This is a genomic window from Arsenicicoccus dermatophilus (assembly GCF_022568795.1).
Lineage (GTDB): Bacteria > Actinomycetota > Actinomycetes > Actinomycetales > Dermatophilaceae > Arsenicicoccus > Arsenicicoccus dermatophilus.
The window spans coordinates 2,385,727-2,404,214 of the sequence record NZ_JAKZHU010000001.1 but is presented as its reverse complement, the minus strand read 5'-3'; the positions used below and the strand labels follow the sequence as shown (position 1 = coordinate 2,404,214).

The window sequence follows — 18,488 nt, the reverse complement described above, 5'->3', positions numbered from 1 at the left end:
GGGTGTGGCTGGTCCACGCTCCCCCTCACGCGGCAGGTGATCGTTGGGGCCTGTCGCGACCCCCGCTAGTGCGTCCTCCGCTCCCTTGGCTGCCTTCTTCCTCGGCCAGGGTCGAGCGAGACGACTAGCGGGGGTCACCAACACCCACCCCCGTTCCCCCCGCTCCGCGTGACACCCATCCCCAAACCCATCCTCAAGAAACGAAGGAAACACCCGATGACCACCAAGACCAAGACCAAGACCGACCCGATCGCTGAGGCCCGCGCGAAGGTCGCGGACCTCACCACCAAGCGTGACGATGCGGAGTTGGCGGCCGAAGCCCTAGACGCCCGCCTCGCCTCCGGAGACGAGACCGTGACGGCGGCCGAGATGGTCCAGGCACGCACCGAGGTCGAGCGGCTTACGACCCTCCTGACGGCGGCCGAGCGAGCCCACGAGCGGGCAGTCCAGTCCGCCCCGTTCGACGGTCCGATCCCGCTAGCCGAGGCCGTCGCTGACCTGCTCCGGACAGCCTGGGACGGACTCCAGGTCGAAACCACCCGTGAGCGTCCCGCCGTTCCGGCTGAGGCTCCGACCGTCCCTGTCGCCTACGTGGTGCAGGACAAGCCGTGTGCCCAGGATCTCCAGGAGGGCTGCGTCTCCGGCTCCGTGCGCGTCATCATCCACCGTGGCGCCTTCCACGCGACTCTCGATCTGGACCCCCGGCTTGACGACACGGCGGCAGACTGCCAGGCGCGAACCACCTCCTACGCCCAGGGAGAGCGGGTCGAAGGAGCCACCACGGTGAGCGAGTGGCGTGTTGACGTCGCCCGAGCCTGGGAGGCCCTGCCGGTGATCACGGCGACCCCAGAGGACTGGATGGCCCAGTACGGGTTGCTTGGGCTGACGCGCGCCGTCGAAGCCCTCGGGCGTCCCACGGGCATGATGACCTCCTTCGTGCGGGACGTGCGAGAGGTCCCGACGGGTGAGGTCGAGATCACCGAGACGGACGGCGTGCGCACCATCACCCGGCAGGTCATGGTCAACGCGATCCTCTCCGCAGACCACCCGTTCATGGACTCCGCCGCCTTCGTGAAGGCCATCGGCCGGGCAGCCGAGGACACGATCGGGGAGGTCCGCACCTACCACGGCCGGATCACCGAGGCAGCCCTCGTGCGCTCCGACGTCCGACCAGGGACAGTCATCACCGGCCGCACAGTCAGTAGCACGAACGATCGGGACGTTGCGGTCCTCATCACCTACACGATGCAGGCCCGCACGACGGCTGCCTGACACCGGCAAGAACGGTAGGGGGAGGCTCCAGGAAGGCCGCTAATCGGCATTAAGGCCAACATGGACCTTGGCCGAGACGCGCAATTTCCTGGAGCCTCCCCTCTGCCAATTCCCTTCCTGGCCTGCGGGAACGTCTCCAGGGAGACCGGACACCCCTCTCGCGGGCAGGCATAGGGCCTCTCCGGGAAATGGCCTCTAATCGCCGTTAGGACATCTGCCGAGACGCGCAATTTTCCCGACCGAGGTTCGCATCGTTTCCCTTGTCGGCCCTTGCGATTGGCAGAGTCAGGGGGCGGGTGGCAGACCGTAGTGGGGCGGCTCAACAAGGACCTGAGATCTCGTTGACACCGTGCTCTCAATGGACACCCCGTACTCCGCTGCGCGGGCTCCCCTGGGTCACCCCCCCCGTATCCCTCGGCCGACCCATTCGCTCTCACCGATCGCTGATCTGCCGATCAGAATCACGTCGTTCTGTTCTGTCTCGCGCCTCGATGAATAACGGAGCGCGAATCGCATTGGCTTAATGGCTCGGCAGTCAACGGTCAGCAGCCAACAGTTGACGGCTCAGGGCTCGGCAACTCCACGGCTCACGGCTCAGGGCTCACAGCCAACGGCTACAGCCTCCAGCCTCACGGCCTCCAGCCTCACGGCCTGCCCCTAGCCCTAGCCCTAGCCCTGTCTACACCCCCTAGGCTCCAGGCTCTAGGCGCCAAGACAGGCGGCACGTCACCTCGACCACCTCGGGCAGGGCTAGGGGCAGGGGAAGGGGCAGGGGAAGACCGGCTCGCCTACGGCCGGTAGTCCGACTCCACCCCTGCCCCTGCCCGACCTAGCCCGGCTCGGGCGGGTGTCACGGCCCGACCACCTCGGCAGGCTCCAACCCGTCAGGTCATGGCCTGCCCCACCTGCCCACGGTCTGGCCGTCACCACCACAGGCCCCCACCTCGGCAGGCAGGACCGGCAGGGCAGACAGCCGGCCTATTCGGCCCGTGCGTCACAGGCCCGACCACCTGCCCCACCTCGACCACCTCAGGGCAGGGCTACCCCCGCATCGACCGGGCGGGGCAGGGGGGCGCCTGAGGCGGAGGGGTGCCTGAGGTGAGGGGGCAGCCGTGCCTGAGACCCACCCCGCCTGAGACCTGCCGTGCCTGATACCACCACCCGACCCGACCTTGGAGGTCCACCAACGATGCCCACCACCCCGCTCCCGCCGTCCGATCTACAGCGGCCCCGCTCTGCCTCCGCCATGCCCGACAAGGTGCTCACGAAGCGAGGCAAAGTCTCCTGGCCCCGTGCCGGGAAGGACTGGGACCCGACAGCAAAACTCCTCTACAAGGCTGCTCGCGAGTCTGCGCAGGCAGATCTGTTTGAGCCGACCGACGTTGCGATGACGTACTCGCTTTGCGAGGACGTGAGCCGGTTCAAGCGCCAGAACGGCCGCATCTCAGCCGAGGCAATGCGCGTCGTGTACGCCACCCTCGGACAATTGATGTTCTCGGAGGCAGACAGGCGGAAGGTCCACCTGTTCATCGAGCAGCCCGCACCCGAGGACACGTCTGCACAGGACGCCGTGAACGAGTACCGGGCGATGCTCGGGCTCGTCCCCGGTGGCAAGTCCTCGACCGTTTCCGGACCGGCCCCCATTCACGACGGCAAGCCCTCACGTAAGGCGAAGTCCGCCAAGCCCTCGACCGAGGGAGATCACGACGACGCCGAGTCCGCCTAATCACCACCGACACATAAAGAGGCCCCCACAATCCATCCCCGCTCACGGTCGGGATCGGATTGTGGGGGCCTCTTTCGCGTACCCTGGGGCCTTTCCCAGCGCGCCCCAGAGAGAGTGTCCCTAGCGCACCTCCAGGAAGGGGTCTAGGAGGCTCTGTGAGCCGCTTTCAGCCCCTCCAGGTATTCGGATACCGGAAGGGCCTCACAGGCCGTTCTGGAGCGTCCTGGAAAGGAGCCATGCCGGAAGGGTGACAGGCGCACTCCCTCCCAAGGTTCGCCCGGATACTCCCAGCCATGCGCACGATGATCGGCCTCGGGATCGCAGGCACAGTCGGTATCGGGATCGTCGCCCCCGACGAAGCACCCACCCCCAAGGGAACAGCCACGCCGGTAGCAGCCGGGGCGAGCACCAGCGCCACGACGACAACCGCCACCGTCACTGCCGCTGCCACGCCTACCCCCAGGGCTACCAGCACGCCTGCCCCCAGCGAGACGAGGACGGCTCCCACGGCGACGGAACGGGCAGCGGCAACGCCCGAGACGGCCGTACCCTCGGGGACCCCGACGACAGCAGACAGGCGAGCACCCGTGCCGCTCGTGGCAGCCGTACCCACCCCCTCACCCACCCCGACCGAGGCGAGCGGGGGCAGCACCGTCCGAGGGGGATCGTTCTGCTCCGACGCCGGAAGCACGGGCACCTCCCCAGCCAGACGCACCCTCGCCTGCCGAGCCGCCAAGGACGAGCGCCTGCGACCGAGAGGGACAGGGGTAGGGCAGGCCCAGGAAGCGGGGGAGGGCAGGGGGGACCCACCTCAGCCCAACCGACAGGCTCCCACCAGGGCCTAGTCAGGACGACCGAGACAGGCTCAGTGCACCCTCGGCCCACGCCACAGCAGCCGCATCAAGACGAGCCGCCACCTCATCATCCGAACCACCCTCGGCAAGGATGCGCGCAGCCACCTCCGCAGGCTCCGACAGGCTCGACGCGCTCACCACCGGCACAGGGTTGCCGTCGTGGTCCACCAGACGAAGGTGCCTGCGAGGGTCGAAGCGAGTACCGGCCGACTTAGGCAGCAGTTCCACGGACCGGAAGTGCTGCCGAATCAACGCCTGTTGACCCACCAGCGGCAAGGTGCCCCGACCCAACATCTCCAACATGTGCTCAAGAGGGACCGCAGCCCACGGGTCGGCAGAATGTGCCGTCTCCGCCACAGCCTCCAAGCGAGCCACCTCAGATCGAAGGTGAGCCGTCGCCCGACGATACTCGGCACGGTCAATGTCTCCATCCGCGAGCATGTCCGTCATCGTCTGGACACGAGCCCGCAACGCCTCGGCCCGCTCGCCAGCCTCAGCAGCCTCGGCCGAAACCGTCTCAGCCCCCAGATCACGACGGCGAGTCAACGCAGCCAACACCAGGGACATCCGCACCGAGGCATCCAACACCTCCAGCGGAGCCGTCACATGCGCACAGGCCGCCGAGTAGATGGGACGCCCCGTCCGAGGCTGAGTCGACTTCCGCATAGAGCCACCACACCTGCCGCACGTGACCACACCCGACAGGAGCGCCTTCCGCTTCCCCTGACCCCTACCCGTCAAAGCCCTATGAGCAGACCGACCCATGATTCTGCGCCACTCCGCGGCCGACACAATCCCCTCCCACGCGGCCGGAATCAACGTCTCAGGATCGTCACCCTCGGCAGGAATGACCATCAGGCCACCATTCCGGGGGTGACGGAGGACGGAGAGGATCGAAGAGTGTCGCCACGGATTCCCCTTCGGCGTGAGCGAGCCCTGAGCGTTCATCCACTGGCGAATCGCCTCCACCGTCTCCCCACGATCCAACATCCCGTAAGCATGACGGAGCAGAGCAGCCTCATCCTCACGATGCGAACCGTCCCGGTTGAAGCCGAAGGGCCGGACAGACCACGCAGGACGCCCCTGCTCCCGACGCTGACGAGACGCCAGCCGCTGCCGCTCCGCCTTCATCTCACCCTCAAAGGTCGCGACCGACACCAGCAGCCGGGCGTTCAAACGACCCGAGGCCGTGGCTAGATCCATCGGCCCCGCCTGACACGAGTGAACCGGCACCCCCAAGTCAATGAGACGCTCCAGGTCCGGCCCCTTACGCACCAGCCGGTCAACCGACCACATGACGATCCGGGCAGGACGGGCAGCCAGCATGGCCTCAAAAGCGGGCCGAGGCTTACGGCTCGTAGCGGACACGGAGTTATCCCGGTACACCTCTGCGACCGTCCACCCCATACGCTCCGCCAACTCCAGGCAGGCACGCTCCTGCCGGTCAACGCCCAACTCAAGACCCGTCTTGTCCAGGCTGATACGGCAGTAGACGACGCAGGACGACTCGCTCATGCCCCACACCTTACGTCGCAAACGCGGCCGCGGGTCGAGGAGCTGTGGATCAACGAGCCGGGCAAGGTGTTCGTCGCCCGGGACGGGGTCAGCGAGCTCACGCCCGTCATCCTCACCGCCGACGCCGTGCGTGACCTGGTGGAGCGGATGCTCAAGACGAGCGGTCGCCGGGTCGACCTGAGCACCCCCTTCGTGGACGCGGCCCTCGCGGACGGCAGCCGGCTGCACGTGGTGATCCCGGACGTCTCTCGGCGCCACTGGCTGGTCAACGTGCGCAAGTTCGTCGCCCGCGCCGACCACCTGGACGACCTGGTGCGCCTCGGCGCGCTGACCCAGCACGCCGCGGACTTCCTCGCGGCCGCCGTCGCGTCCGGGCTCAACGTGCTGGTCAGCGGAGGGACCCAGGCGGGGAAGACGACCACGCTCAACTGCCTCGCGGCCGCGATCCCCCCGCGCGAGCGGGTGGTGACGTGCGAGGAGGTCTTCGAGATGAAGCTGCCGCTGCGCGACGTCGCGGCGATGCAGTGCCGCCAGGCCAGCCTGGAGGGCACCGGGGAGATCCCGCTGCGGGCGCTCGTCAAGGAGGCGCTGCGCATGCGCCCCTCGCGGATCATCGTCGGCGAGGTCCGTCAGGCCGAGAGCCTGGACCTGCTCATCGCCCTCAACTCCGGCCTGCCCGGGATGGCGACCATCCACGCCAACTCCGCCCGCGAGGCGATCACCAAGATGTGCACCCTGCCGCTTCTCGCGGGGGAGAACGTCGGCTCCCGCTTCGTGGTCCCCACGGTGGCGTCGAGCATCGACGTCGTCGTCCAGATCGCCCTGGAGGCGGACGGGCGGCGCCGGGTCCGCGAGATCGTCGGGGTCCCGGGCCGCGTCGAGGACGACGTCATCGAGGTGGCCGACCTCTTCGTGCGCCGCGGGGGCGACCTGGTGCGGGCCGACGGCTTCCCGCCGCACGCCGACCGGTTCGAGCGGGCAGGCCACGACCTCGCCGCGCTGCTGAGGCCGCGGTCGTGAGCGGCCTCGCCGTCGGGCTGCTCCTCGGCCTCGGGCTCTTCTGCGTCTGGTGGTCCTGCTGGGTGCCGGACGAGGCCGAGCGCCCGGTCGAGCGGGAAGGCCGCCTCGCTCACCTGTCCGACGAGCTGTTGCAGGCCGACCTGCGCTCGGTGAGCGCGTGGCAGCTCCTGGGGGCCTGCGGCGTGCTGGGCCTGCTCACCCTGCTCCTCGTCTGGGGCATGACGGACGTCGCACCCGTCGCCCTCTGCTTCGCCGGGCTGGTGGGCTACCTCCCGCTGGGCCTGGTCCGGGCCCGCGCTCGCCGTCGCCGTCTGCTGCTGCGGGACCTGTGGCCGGACGCTGTCGACAACATCGCCTCCGGCGTGCGGGCCGGGCTCGCGCTGCCCGAGGCGCTCGGCCAGCTCGCGGTCCGCGGCCCCGAGCCCCTGCGGCCGGCGTTCGCGAGGTTCGCCGACGGCTACCGCGTGACCGGTCGCTTCGGGGACTGCCTGGACACCCTCAAGGCCGACCTCGCCGACCCGGTCGGCGACCGCCTCGTGGAGTCCATGCGGATCGCCCGTGAGGTGGGCGGCAGCGACCTGGGCCGGCTGCTGCGCACCTTGTCGAGCTTCCTGCGCGAGGACGCCCGCACCCGCGCCGAGATGGAGGCCCGGCAGTCCTGGACCGTCAACGCCGCCCGCCTGGCGCTCGCCGCCCCCTGGCTGGTGCTCGCGTCGATGGTCACCAGACCGGCGTCCCTGCAGGCCTACGCCACTCCGCTCGGGGCCGTGGTCCTGGGCTGCGGCGCGGCCCTGTCCGGGTTCGCCTACTGGCTGATGACGCGGGTCGGACGGCTGCCCGAGGAGCAGCGGGTGCTGCGATGAGCGCGGCTGCCGGCTGGTCCTGGACGGGCGCCCTGCTGGGGCTCGCCTGGGCCTGCGGCGTGCTCCTCGTCTGGACCCGCCTGCCCGCGCGACGCCGCCCCTCGCTGGAGGACCGTGTGGCGCCCTACCTGCAGGACCTGACGCTTCCCGCGGGCACGGGCGTCCGACCCGCCGACCGCGGGCTGACCAGCCGCCTGCAGCCTCTCCTGACCGGCCTCGCCGCCCGGCTCGACCGGCTCCTCGGGGGACGGGAGTCGGTGGCGCGTCGGCTGGTGCGGGCCGGCCAGGCGCCCGACGTCGACGGCTTCCGGGCCCGTCAGGTCGTGTGGGGAGCGGTGGGAGCCGCGCTCGGCGGGCTCGGCGCCGCCGCGGCCGTCGCGCACGACCCCGCCGCCGTCCTGCCCGGCCTGGTCCTCGTCCTGGCGGGCGCCGCGGCCGGGGTCACCGTGCGCGACCACCTGCTCTCCCGGGCCGTGGCAGGCCGGGAGCAGCGGATCCTCACCGAGTTCCCCACCGTGGCCGAGCTGCTGGCGCTGTCGGTCACCGCGGGGGAGGGCGCGGCCGGAGCCCTCGAGCGGGTGTGCCGCCTGTCCGGCGGAGACCTGGCGCAGGAGCTGCGGATCTGCCTGGCGCAGGCCCGTGCCGGGTCCTCGCTGCCCGCCGCGCTGCAGACCCTCGCCGACCGCACCGGCCTGCCCAGCCTCGCCCGCTTCGTCGACGGGATCGTGATCGCGCTCGAGCGCGGCACCCCGCTCGCCGACGTGATGCGCGCCCAGGCCCAGGACGTCCGCGAGCAGGGCCGACGGGCGGTGATGGAGGAGGGCGGCCGCCGCGAGATCGCGATGATGGTGCCCGTCGTCTTCCTGATCCTCCCGGTGACGGTCGTGTTCGCGGTGTTCCCCGGGCTCCAGCTCCTGACCCTGACCGTCTAGCACCACCGGATCCCTTGGAGGACAGCATGACCCACCTCGACCACCTCACCCAGACCGTGGCCACCCGCACCGCGGCGACCCTGCACGTCCTCGGCGTGCGACTGCGCGAGCACGCGGCCGGCGACGACCTCGAGCGCGGCGACGTGCCTGGCTGGGTGATGATCACCCTGATGACCGCCGGGCTGGTGGCGGCCCTGGCGCTCGTGGCCAAGCCCGCCCTCACCGGCCTGTTCCAGAAGGCCATGCAGACGATCGGCGGCTGAGGTGCCCACCCGTGAGGCCGAGCGCGGCTCGGCCGTCGCGGAGTTCACCATGGTCACGGTGCTGCTCATGGCGCTCGTCGTCGGCGTGCTGCAGGTGGCGCTCGCGCTCCACGTCCGCAACTCGCTGGTCCAGAGCGCCGTCGAGGGCGCTCGGTACGGCGCCCGCGCCGACGTGGACCCGGCTGCCGCCGTGCCCCGGACCCGCGCCCTGATCACCGGGTTCGCCTCCGCAGGCTATGCCCAGGACGTCTCGGCCACCCTCGCCGGCGAGGACGGGGTCCAGGTCGTCCAGGTCACGGTCCGCGCCCCGCTGCCCGTCATCGGCACCCTCGGCCCCGGCGGCCTGCTCACCGTCTCCGGGCGGGCCTACCGCGAGGGGCAGACCTCGTGACCGTCGTGCGGGAGCGGCTGCGCCGGCAGGATGCTCGGCGCCAGGAGAGCGAGCGGGGCTCGGCGAGCCTGGAGCTCGTCGGCGTCTCCCTCGTGCTCCTCGTGCCGCTCGTCTATCTCGTGATGACCCTGTCCCGGCTGCAGGCCGGGGCGTATGCCGTGTCCGGCACCGCCCGGGACGCCGGCCGGATCTTCGCCGCGGCCCAGGACGAGGCGGTCGCGCACGGGCGGGCCGCCACCGCGGCGCGGATCATCTTCCGGGACTACGGCTTCGCCGCGGGCGACGTACAGGTCACCTGCCTGGACGACCCCTGCCTGTCGCCCGACGCCCGGGTGCGAGCCACCACCTCGTTGCGGGTGCCGCTGCCGCTCGTCCCGGACCTGGTGCGCGCCGTCGTGCCCACCGAGATCACCGTGCGCGGCGAGCACCTCGACACCGTCGACCGCTTCCGCGGGGAGGCGCGATGACCTCCGGCCTCCCTGCTCGCGAGGGCGAGCGCGGCTCGATCTCGTTGCTGTCCTTGGGCTTCACCCTCGTCGCGGCCCTGCTGATCGTGGTCGGCATCGACGTCACCGCCGTGCAGCTCGCACGCACCCAGCTGTGGGACGTGGCGGACGCGGCCGCCCTGGACGCGGCCGACCGGGTCGACGAGGCTCGGGTGTATGCCGGCGGCCTCGGCCGGGAGATCCCGATCACCGCTGCTGGCGTCGGGGCCACGGCACAGCAGCACCTCGGCGCGCAGAGCCGACCGGCCGACGTGGACCGCTGGTCGCTCGGCGGCGCTACCGGCAGCCCGGACGGCCGGACGGCGGTCGTGCAGGTGGTGGGGCACGTCCGGCTGCCGGTCGTGGGCAGCGTGGTGGAGGCCTTCGGCGGGGGAATGACCGTCGTCGTGGAGTCGCGTGCCCGGTCCAGGGTCCGCTGACGGCCGGTGGTGTGCCTCGGCCCACCGCGAGCGGTCGAGGGACGGGCGGTCAGGAGCCGACGACGGCGGCGACGGCCTGCGTGGCCTCGTCGATGATGCCCTGCATCGCCTGGGTGGCCCCGGCCGCGTCGCCGGACTGGATCGCCTGGGCCACGTCGCCGTGCAGCCGAATCGCGTCCGGGTTGGGGTTGATCGGCATCAGGTCGTGATGGGTGCGTCCCGCCAGCACCTCGGCGACGACCTGGTCGAGGGCGGCCAGCATCTCGTTGCCGGACGCCTGCAGCACGGTGGTGTGGAAGACCACGTCCGCGTCCAGGTAGGCCTCCAGGTCCTGGGCCTTGGCCCAGCGCGCCATCTCCATGACGGCCCCCACGAGGGTGGCAGCCTGCTCCGGCGTCGCGTGCTGGGCGGCCAGGCCGGCGGCGAGCGGCTCGACACCGGCGCGCAGCTGGTTGAGCGTGCGCAGCTGCTCGCTGCGCTCGGCCTCGGTGCCGTCCAGGCGCCAGCGGATGACCCGGGGGTCGTACACCTGCCACGCCGACCGGGGCTGCACGGTGATGCCCACCCGGCGACGGGTGGCGATCAGGCCCATGGCCTCCAGCACCCGGGCGGCCTCGCGGACGACCGAGCGCGAGGCGCCGGTGGCCGACTCGATCTGCTCCGCGCGCAGCACCGTCCCCGGGGGGTGCTCGCCGGACACGATGGCCCGGCCGACCTGCGCCACCACGGTGTCGTGCAGGCTCAGGCGGGTGGCGGTGCGTGAGATCGGGGAGCCTCCGGCGCTCGTCCCGCCGGCGGTGAGGGCGGTGGCGCTGAGTCCAGGCGTCATGCCCTGATCGTGCCATAGTCGTCGTAGGTTGAGCCGTCCGGGTGTTAAGTCATACGAATCCAGGCTGTTTAGTTGAAAACGTCCGTTCACTGAGCGCATCCTGAACGAACCCGTCACGCAACGATGCGTGCATCGACCTTGGAGGCACGACGATGAGCTCCGAGCTCCGCCCCCACCCGCCGCGGGTGGTCGTCATGGGCGTCACCGGCTGCGGCAAGACCACGGTGGGAGCGGCCCTGGCCCAGCGGCTGCGCGTGCCCTTCGCGGATGCGGACGACTTCCACCCGCAGGCCAACATCGACAAGATGTCCGCCGGCATCCCCCTGGACGACGACGACCGCGCCCCCTGGTTGTTCACCCTCGCCGGATGGCTGCGCGAGCACGCCGGCACCGGCGCCATCCTCGGCTGCTCGGCCCTCAAGGTGCGCTACCGCGACATCCTGCGCGGCGGAGCGCCCGACCTGACCTTCCTCCACCTGGCCGGCGACCGCGAGGTCGTCACCGCCCGCGTGGCAGGACGACCGGGCCACTTCATGCCCGCGTCGCTGGTCGACTCGCAGTACGCCACGCTCGAGCCCCTCGAGGGCACCGAGCGCGGGGTCGCGATCGACTTCTCCCTCAGCGTCGACGAGATCGTCGACACCTACGTCCGCTCCTTCCCGGAGCAGGCCCTCCCCGGCGATCCCGCCCTCCCCATCCGCTGAACCAAGGAAAGACCCATGACCACCACCCTGTACTCGCTGTTCGCGGCGGGCGACGCGGCGGCCGCGATCCCGGCGGCACGGCTCGTCCCGGCCGTGCTGCTCGGTATGGCGCTGATCGTCCTGCTGATCACCAAGTTCCGCTTCCACCCCTTCCTCGGCCTGATCCTCGGGTCGCTCACCGTGGCCGCCGTCGCGGGCTTCGACATGAACAAGGCGGTCGAGTCCTTCACCAAGGGCTTCGGCTCCACGGCCGCGAGCGTCGGCACCCTGATCGCCCTCGGTGCGATCTTCGGCAAGCTGATGGCGGACTCGGGCGCCGCCGACGAGATCGTCGACACCATCGTCGGTCGCTCCACCCCGGCGACGCTGCCGTGGGCCATGGCCGCCGTCGGTGCGCTCATCGGCCTGCCGATGTTCTTCGAGATCGGCCTCGTGCTGCTGATCCCGGTGATCTACCTCGTGTCCCGCCGCTCCGGCCAGTCGATCGTCCGCATCGGCATACCGACCCTCGCCGGACTGTCCGCCATGCACGGCTTCGTGCCGCCGCACCCCGGACCGCTGGCCGCCATCGACGCCGTCAAGGCCAACCTCGGTCTCACCCTGGCCCTCGGCGTCGTCGTGGCCGTGGTGACCGTGATCGTCGCCGGCCCGATCTTCGGCAACGTCGCCGGCCGCTGGGTCGACGCCCCGGCGCCGGAGATGTTCGAGACGCGTGAGTCCACCACCAGTCGTCGCCCGGCCTTCGGCATCACCCTGGCCACCGTCCTGCTGCCCGTCGTGCTGATGATGGGCAAGGCGCTCGCCGACATCTTCATCGGCAGCAAGAAGGACCCGCTGCGCGCCTCCCTGGACTTCCTGGGCACGCCGCTCATCGCGCTGCTGATCGCCGCGCTCGTGGCGATGTTCACCTTCGGCCGCGGCGCCGGCTGGAGCATGCGGGAGACCGCCAAGTCGGTCGAGTCCTCCCTGCCCGGCATCGCCGGCATCATCCTCATCGTCGCCGCCGGCGGCGGCTTCAAGCAGGTCCTCATCGACACGGGTGTCGGCAAGCTGGTCGCCACCTGGGTCAACAGCTCCGGCATCTCGGTGCTGCTCGTGGCCTGGCTGGTCGCCGTGCTCATCCGTCTGGCCACCGGCTCGGCGACCGTCGCGACGGTCACCACCGCCGGCATCGTCGCCCCGCTCACCGTGGGCATGAGCCAGAGCCACATGTCGCTGCTGGTCCTCGCCATCGGCGCCGGCTCGGTGTTCTTCTCGCACGTCAACGACGCGGGCTTCTGGCTCGTCAAGGAGTACTTCGGCCTCAAGGTCTCCGAGACCATCAAGACCTGGTCGATCATGGAGACGATCATCTCCGTCACCGGTCTGCTCACCGTCCTGCTGCTGTCCGTCGTCATCTGACGACCGGCACCCCGGCGCCCGTCCCCGTGGGCTCACGGGGACGGGCGCCGCGCCGTGCGCTCGGGGAGATGCCCGCGACGGCACCGGCGCCGGGGTCTGGCGGCGAGCGGTATGACGGCGAGCGCGGAGCCCCTTCGAGGCGCCGCCGCGCTCGGTAGTCCTGCGGCCCGCGTGCGTGAGGATGCCTGACACCGGTCGTACCAATGAGTACGGTCCCGACCTCCGAATGGCTGACTCTGTCGCCGAATCGCCATCCGGGTCTGGTGTGTTCGCCCATCCAGAGGCACATTCGGACACGCACCGCTCACCGCCACGGGCCGACCCTGGTGTGTCGGCCTGTTCTGGCGTCCTCCTAGGTGAGCGAACCTCACGCAAAGTAAGGACCTTCATGCGTACCTCCCGACTGGTCGCCCTGTCCGGCGCCGCCCTCATCGCCACCTTCGGCACCGCCTCCAGCGCCTCCGCCGCCACCACCCCCGCCCCCGCGCCCGCCAAGGCCGCCGCCTCGTCCCACGGCATGGGCCTCGACCTCAACGTTGCCAAGGCTCGCAAGGCCAAGTTGGCCAAGGGCGTGCGCGCCTTCGGCACCGCGCAGGCGCTGCGTCCTGCCGGGATCAAGGCCGGCGAGGGTGACCTGAGCCAGTACGCCCTCACCCCGGGCAACCAGGGGAACATCGGCTCCTGCGTGACCTGGGCCACCGGCTACGCCGGCTACGGCATCCTGATGAACCAGCAGAAGATCAGCGGTGGCCCCATGGCCCCGATGTTCATCTACTCCCAGATCTCCCGCGGCAACGACCGTGGCACCACGGCCAGCGTCGCGCTGCCCATGGAGCAGGAGCAGGGCATCGACACCCAGTCGCACTACAAGCACGGCCCGGAGGACTACGTCAACCAGCCGACCCAGGAGGAGCGCCAGAACGCCGCCAAGTACAAGCTGAGCGGCTACAAGGAGATCTCCACCGACGCGGCCACCGCCCGTCCGGCGATCGAGGCTGCCATCAACGCCGGTCACCCGGTGCCGATCGGCATGCAGCTGCGCGAGAACTTCAACGACATGGACGCGCAGACGGCGGCCAACTACAGCTACCGTCCCGCGGGTCGCGCGATCGGTGGCCACGAGATCACGATCATCGGGTACAACTCCAAGGGCGTGAAGATCCAGAACTCCTGGGGCCCGAGCTGGGGCGACCGTGGCTTCTTCACCCTGTCCTGGGACGCGCTCTTCGGCGGGGACCTGATGGAGGCCCACACGATGGACGGTGTCCAGGGCGGCGCCCCCGGCCCCGCGCCCACCAACGGCCCGACCGACTCGCCCACCGACCAGCCGACCGACGAGCCCACCAACGGCCCCACGGACGAGCCCACCGACGGCCCGACCGACGAGCCGACGGACGGCCCCACGGACGAGCCGACGGACGAGCCCACCGACGGCTCTGACGACCCGGAGGACGGCGGCGACTGGTGGGACGACTGGTTCGGCGCCAAGAAGAAGTGACGACCAGCACTGACTGACCCCGGGCGTCATCGGCGTCCAGGGTGACCGGATCGGGTCCCCCGCCAGGCGGGGGACCCGATCGTCGTACCCGACCGGAGGAGCACGCGTGAACCGTTCGTCGATCCGTCTGTCCGTCCTGATCCCCCTCGTCGCAGCCCTGGCCGCCTGCTCGGGCGGTGGGGGCTCCACGCCGTCGTCGTCGGGCTCGTCGCCGGCGAGCACGGGACCGGCCACCGGCACGGGCAGCGCGCCGGCCAGCGGCACCGCCGAGCCGTCCGCCCGTCCCTCGCCCAAGATCAGCGGGCGGCTGTTCGGCCCCGAGGCGCACTGCATGGGACCGGCCAACTGCTTCCTCAGCAACCCCAAGAAGCTCTCCGAGAGCGAGCTCGCCACCATGCTCAAGGGCCTGTCCGGGGCCACCGCGGCCCCTCCGGGCGAGGCTCCCTGGCCCTTCGTGGTGCTGGACGCGCCGGAGGCGGGTCTGCCCGTGCGCTCCCGGCCTGCGCCCGACGCCCCGGTCGTGGCGGAGGAGGGGACGGCGCTGCGGCACCGGCTCGTCTACGCCTACTGCCGCTCCACCACCGGCCCGGACGGATGGTTCCGCATCCAGTCCCTGCAGGACGCCGCGGAGGGCGAGTACTACGTCGAGGGCCGTTACCTCCACGCCTTCCACCACGACGGTCAGATCCCCACGTGCCGCTGAGTCGGCTTGCGCCGGGCCGGTAGGCTGTCTCCTCGTGGCTGTCGACTTCCCCGAAGAGATCAAGACCCTGCGCGCGACGATGGACTCGGTGCGCCAGGTGACCAACCTCGACGCGCTCGCCGAGCAGATCAAGGACCTGGAGGCCAAGGCCAGCGCCCCCGACCTGTGGGACAACCCGGACGAGGCGCAGAAGGTCACCTCGGCGCTCTCCCGCGCCAACTCCGAGCGGGACCGGGTCGTAGGGATGGACAGCCGGATCGACGACCTCGAGGTCCTCGTCGAGATGGGCACCGAGGAGGGCGGCGACGCCGAGACGATGCGCGAGGCCGAGGTCGAGCTGGCGTCGATCCGCACGGCCGTCGGTGAGCTCGAGGTGCGCACCCTGCTGTCGGGGGAGTACGACGAGCGCGAGGCGGTCGTCACCATCCGCGCCGGCGCCGGTGGCGTGGACGCCGCCGACTTCGCCGAGATGCTCATGCGGATGTACCTGCGCTGGGCGGAGCGGCACGACTACCCCACCAAGGTCATGGACACCTCGTACGCCGAGGAGGCGGGCCTGAAGTCCGCGACCTTCGAGGTCAACGTGCCCTATGCCTTCGGCAACCTCTCCGTCGAGGCCGGCACGCACCGACTGGTGCGCATCAGCCCCTTCGACAACCAGGGTCGCCGTCAGACGAGCTTTGCCGCCGTCGAGGTCATCCCGCTCATCGAGACCACCGACACGATCGAGATCCCGGAGAACGAGCTCAAGATCGACGTCTTCCGCTCGTCGGGGCCCGGCGGCCAGAGCGTCAACACGACGGACTCCGCGGTGCGCATGACGCACATCCCGACCGGGATCGTGGTGTCGATGCAGAACGAGAAGTCCCAGATCCAGAACCGCGCCGCCGCCCTGCGCGTCCTGCAGTCACGCCTGCTGCTGGTCAAGAAGCAGGAGGAGGACGCCAAGAAGAAGGAGCTCGCGGGCGACGTCAAGGCGAGCTGGGGGGACCAGATGCGGTCCTACGTGCTGCACCCCTACCAGATGGTCAAGGACCTGCGGACGGAGTACGAGGTCGGCAACACCTCGGCGGTCCTCGACGGCGACATCGACGGCTTTCTCGAGGCCGGGGTCCGGTGGCGGCGCAACCAGGCCAACGCCAAGGACTGACCCGTCCGGCATACCTCCTGTGACGCAGACCCCCCGCCTGGATGCACCGGGTGAGGGGTCTGCTCCGTTCGGTCGCATCCCGATGCGCGGTTCTGGGTGTTCACCCTTCCGTGATCACGCTGTGACCTAGTCTTTGTCCATGGCATTGCTCTGGGGCGACACCCGCGCCGACCGACAGGTCCTGCTGCTGCGCCGGCGCGTGGAGCTCCTGGAGGAGCAGGTCCGCCTGCTGGCACGCTTCACCGGGATCGACCCGCACCACCTCCCGCAGGAGCGTGAGGTGCTCGGCGAGGAGGCGGCCCGACTGGCCCTCGCCGGGCACAAGGTCGCGGCGGTCCGGGCGCACCGCAAGGCCGAGCACGTCGACCTCAAGACCGCCGTGGTGGACGTGGAGACCTTCCTCGCCCAGCACGAGCGGGTATGACGACACGACTCCCACCTGGATCTATCACCGCGCGCAACATCTGATTATCGCTTTGCGATCACGACATCGCCGCCAGGTCCCGCCCGCGCCGCCCGCGGACGCCTAGGCTCGGCCCCGGCGGGGGCCTTCACCCTCGCGTTCCAAGCACGAGGGTGAGGCGCGCGCAGATGATCAGGTTCGACCACGTCTCGATGGTCTACCCCCGCGCCTCCCGCCCGGCCCTGGACGACGTGACCACCACCATCGAGCGCGGTCAGTTCGTCTTCGTCGTCGGGTCGTCGGGCTCGGGGAAGTCGACCTTGCTCCGGCTCGTCGTGTGCGAGGAGACCGCCACCGCAGGTCGGGTCACCGTCGCCGGCCGGGAGCTGGAGCGGCTGCCGCGTCGCGAGGTGCCGCGGCTGAGGCGCGAGATCGGCAGCGTCTTCCAGGACTTCCGGCTGCTGCCGGGCAAGACCACGGCGGAGAACGTCGGCTTCGCCCTGCAGGTCGTCGGGCGCACCCGGCACCTGAGGCGGCACGTGGACGAGACGCTCGAGCTCGTGGGACTGGCGGGCCTGGGCGACCGCTACCCGCACGAGCTGTCCGGCGGGGAGCAGCAGCGCGTGGCCATCGCCCGGGCCATCGCCGTCGGGCCGACGGTGCTGCTGTGCGACGAGCCGACGGGCAACCTGGACCCGGCGACCAGCCTCGACATCGTCACGTTGCTGGACGAGATCAACCGGCGCGGCACCACGGTGGTGATGGCGACCCACGACGACGAGATCGTGGACGCCATGGGCAAGCGGGTGATCGAGCTGCACGACGGCCGACTGGTGCGCGACGACGCGGTGGGCGCCTACGCGCTTCAGCGTCAGGCCGCGCTGCGGGCCGCCGCCGGGCCCCGCGACGCATGGGGGGATCGGGCCGCCGTGCCGACGGGCGACGCCGGTCGTGACGGCGACGGACGCGCCGTCGGCAGGACCGCGGAGGATCTCGCGGGCGCGACCCGTGTCGAGACGGGGGAGGACCGATGAGGGCGGGTTTCATCCTGCGCGAGGCGATGACCGGGCTGCGCCGCAACCTGTCGATGGCCGTCTCGGTGGCCCTGGTGACCATGGTGAGCCTGCTCTTCCTCGGCATCGGGATGCTCAGCTATCACCAGGTCCAGACCATGAAGGGCTACTGGTACGACAAGATCCAGGTCTCCGTCGTCCTGTGCAACGCGACCTCCGGGGAGGCGGCCTGCTCGCGGGGGGCGGCGACCGCGGCCGACCGGGCAGCGGTCGAGCGGCAGCTGAAGGCCATGCCCGTGGTGCAGTCCTGGCACTACGAGAGCCAGCAGGAGGCCTACCAGAACTTCCAGCAGCAGTTCCGGGACAACCCGATCGTCGCGGGCACCAGGCCCGAGCAGCTCAAGGCGTCCTACCGGATCAGGCTCACCGACCCGCAGGAGTACCCGCAGCTCACCAGCACCTTCCAGGGCTCGCCCGGCGTGGAGAAGGTCGAGGACCAGCGCAAGGTCGTGGAGCCGCTGATCGACCTGCTGTCGAGCCTGACCCTGGCCACGATGTCCCTGGCCGCGGTGATGCTGCTCTGCGCCGTGCTCCTGGTGGCGACCACGGTCCGCAGCTCGGCATACACCCGCCGACGCGAGACGGGGATCATGCGTCTGGTGGGGGCCGGATCGATGACGATCCGGGCGCCCTTCGTGATCGAGACCGTCGTGGCCGCGCTGTCCGGGGCGGCCCTGGCCATCGGCCTGCTCGCCGGGCTGCTGGGGTGGCTCTCCTCGCGTCAGGCGGGCCAGTCGGTGGTCTTCGGCGGGGTCGCCCTGGTGGGTCCGGGAGACCTGTGGCGGGTGGCTCCGTGGCTGGTGCTGGTGGCGGTCCTGGTGGCCCTGGTGACCTCCTGGTCGGCGCTGCGACGGCACCTGCGCGTCTGATTCGTCCGGTTTCTGAACCCTGGCGTGGGGCAGGGCCATTCGGGCTACCGCAGATGGCGAACGGGTGACTAATGCGTCACAACGGAACGAAGTTGTT

Annotated in this window: 18 protein-coding genes and 1 pseudogene; 17 read left to right on the top strand and 2 right to left on the bottom strand. The window is 70.7% G+C overall.

The window, feature by feature from the left end:
- Positions 1 to 216: 216 nt before the first annotated feature.
- Positions 217 to 1,272, top strand: a complete 1,056-nt coding sequence (locus MM438_RS11110) for a hypothetical protein (protein ID WP_241452552.1) — start codon at positions 217 to 219, stop codon at positions 1,270 to 1,272.
- A gap of 1,189 nt (positions 1,273 to 2,461) precedes the next feature.
- On the top strand, positions 2,462 to 2,998 hold the full coding sequence (locus MM438_RS11105; RefSeq protein WP_455769214.1) for a phage terminase small subunit: 537 nt from the start codon (positions 2,462 to 2,464) through the stop codon (positions 2,996 to 2,998).
- A gap of 845 nt (positions 2,999 to 3,843) precedes the next feature.
- Here MM438_RS11105 and MM438_RS11100 read toward each other — a convergent pair.
- Positions 3,844 to 5,367 carry a recombinase family protein gene (locus tag MM438_RS11100; protein WP_241452550.1) on the bottom strand — a complete coding sequence of 508 codons (1,524 nt, stop codon included), beginning with the start codon at positions 5,365 to 5,367 and terminating at the stop codon, positions 3,844 to 3,846.
- Positions 5,368 to 5,394: 27 nt separating this feature from the next.
- Between MM438_RS11100 and MM438_RS11095 the strand changes: the two are divergent.
- From MM438_RS11095 to MM438_RS11065, 7 genes and pseudogenes are all read left to right on the top strand, one after another.
- Positions 5,395 to 6,387 (top strand): annotated as a pseudogene (locus tag MM438_RS11095) (CpaF family protein); the annotation flags it as partial.
- Positions 6,384 to 7,250 carry a type II secretion system F family protein gene (locus MM438_RS11090; protein ID WP_241452549.1) on the top strand — a complete coding sequence of 289 codons (867 nt, stop codon included), beginning with the start codon at positions 6,384 to 6,386 and terminating at the stop codon, positions 7,248 to 7,250. The pseudogene MM438_RS11095 and the gene MM438_RS11090, both read left to right, overlap by 4 nt.
- A complete protein-coding gene (locus MM438_RS11085; protein WP_241452548.1) occupies positions 7,247 to 8,182 on the top strand; it encodes a type II secretion system F family protein in 936 nt (311 codons plus the stop codon). The genes MM438_RS11090 and MM438_RS11085 overlap by 4 nt, the downstream gene beginning before the upstream one ends.
- A gap of 26 nt (positions 8,183 to 8,208) precedes the next feature.
- Positions 8,209 to 8,445 carry a hypothetical protein gene (locus MM438_RS11080; RefSeq protein ID WP_241452547.1) on the top strand — a complete coding sequence of 79 codons (237 nt, stop codon included), beginning with the start codon at positions 8,209 to 8,211 and terminating at the stop codon, positions 8,443 to 8,445.
- 1 nt (position 8,446) lies between these two features.
- Positions 8,447 to 8,836 carry a TadE family protein gene (locus MM438_RS11075; RefSeq protein ID WP_338155545.1) on the top strand — a complete coding sequence of 130 codons (390 nt, stop codon included), beginning with the start codon at positions 8,447 to 8,449 and terminating at the stop codon, positions 8,834 to 8,836.
- Entirely contained in the window at positions 8,833 to 9,303 is a 471-nt protein-coding gene (locus MM438_RS11070; RefSeq protein WP_241452546.1) for a pilus assembly protein, read from the top strand. The genes MM438_RS11075 and MM438_RS11070 overlap by 4 nt, the downstream gene beginning before the upstream one ends.
- On the top strand, positions 9,300 to 9,761 hold the full coding sequence (locus MM438_RS11065) for a pilus assembly protein TadG-related protein (RefSeq protein ID WP_241452545.1): 462 nt from the start codon (positions 9,300 to 9,302) through the stop codon (positions 9,759 to 9,761). The genes MM438_RS11070 and MM438_RS11065 overlap by 4 nt, the downstream gene beginning before the upstream one ends.
- A gap of 49 nt (positions 9,762 to 9,810) precedes the next feature.
- Here MM438_RS11065 and MM438_RS11060 read toward each other — a convergent pair whose 3' ends face one another.
- Positions 9,811 to 10,590, bottom strand: coding sequence for a FadR/GntR family transcriptional regulator (locus tag MM438_RS11060; protein WP_241452544.1), 780 nt, complete (start codon positions 10,588 to 10,590; stop codon positions 9,811 to 9,813).
- A gap of 152 nt (positions 10,591 to 10,742) precedes the next feature.
- Here MM438_RS11060 and MM438_RS11055 point away from each other — a divergent pair, with 152 nt between their 5' ends.
- From MM438_RS11055 to ftsX, 8 genes are all read left to right on the top strand, one after another.
- Positions 10,743 to 11,294, top strand: coding sequence for a gluconokinase (locus tag MM438_RS11055; protein WP_241452543.1), 552 nt, complete (start codon positions 10,743 to 10,745; stop codon positions 11,292 to 11,294).
- Positions 11,295 to 11,309: 15 nt separating this feature from the next.
- Positions 11,310 to 12,695, top strand: a complete 1,386-nt coding sequence (locus MM438_RS11050) for a GntP family permease (RefSeq protein WP_241452542.1) — start codon at positions 11,310 to 11,312, stop codon at positions 12,693 to 12,695.
- A 388-nt stretch (positions 12,696 to 13,083) separates the two neighbouring features.
- Positions 13,084 to 14,193, top strand: coding sequence for a C1 family peptidase (locus MM438_RS16370; RefSeq protein ID WP_277627962.1), 1,110 nt, complete (start codon positions 13,084 to 13,086; stop codon positions 14,191 to 14,193).
- Between the two features lie 106 nt (positions 14,194 to 14,299).
- Positions 14,300 to 14,896, top strand: coding sequence for a hypothetical protein (locus MM438_RS11035; RefSeq protein ID WP_241452541.1), 597 nt, complete (start codon positions 14,300 to 14,302; stop codon positions 14,894 to 14,896).
- Positions 14,897 to 14,930: 34 nt separating this feature from the next.
- Entirely contained in the window at positions 14,931 to 16,046 is a 1,116-nt protein-coding gene (gene prfB, locus MM438_RS11030) for a peptide chain release factor 2 (protein ID WP_241452540.1), read from the top strand.
- 139 nt (positions 16,047 to 16,185) lie between these two features.
- On the top strand, positions 16,186 to 16,470 hold the full coding sequence (locus tag MM438_RS11025; RefSeq protein ID WP_241452538.1) for a hypothetical protein: 285 nt from the start codon (positions 16,186 to 16,188) through the stop codon (positions 16,468 to 16,470).
- Positions 16,471 to 16,637: 167 nt separating this feature from the next.
- A complete protein-coding gene (locus MM438_RS11020) occupies positions 16,638 to 17,483 on the top strand; it encodes a cell division ATP-binding protein FtsE (RefSeq protein ID WP_241452536.1) in 846 nt (281 codons plus the stop codon).
- Complete coding sequence (gene ftsX, locus MM438_RS11015; RefSeq protein WP_241452534.1) at positions 17,480 to 18,391, top strand: permease-like cell division protein FtsX; 912 nt, start codon at positions 17,480 to 17,482, stop codon at positions 18,389 to 18,391. Before MM438_RS11020 ends, ftsX begins: the two co-directional genes overlap by 4 nt.
- The last annotated feature ends 97 nt before the right edge of the window (positions 18,392 to 18,488 follow it).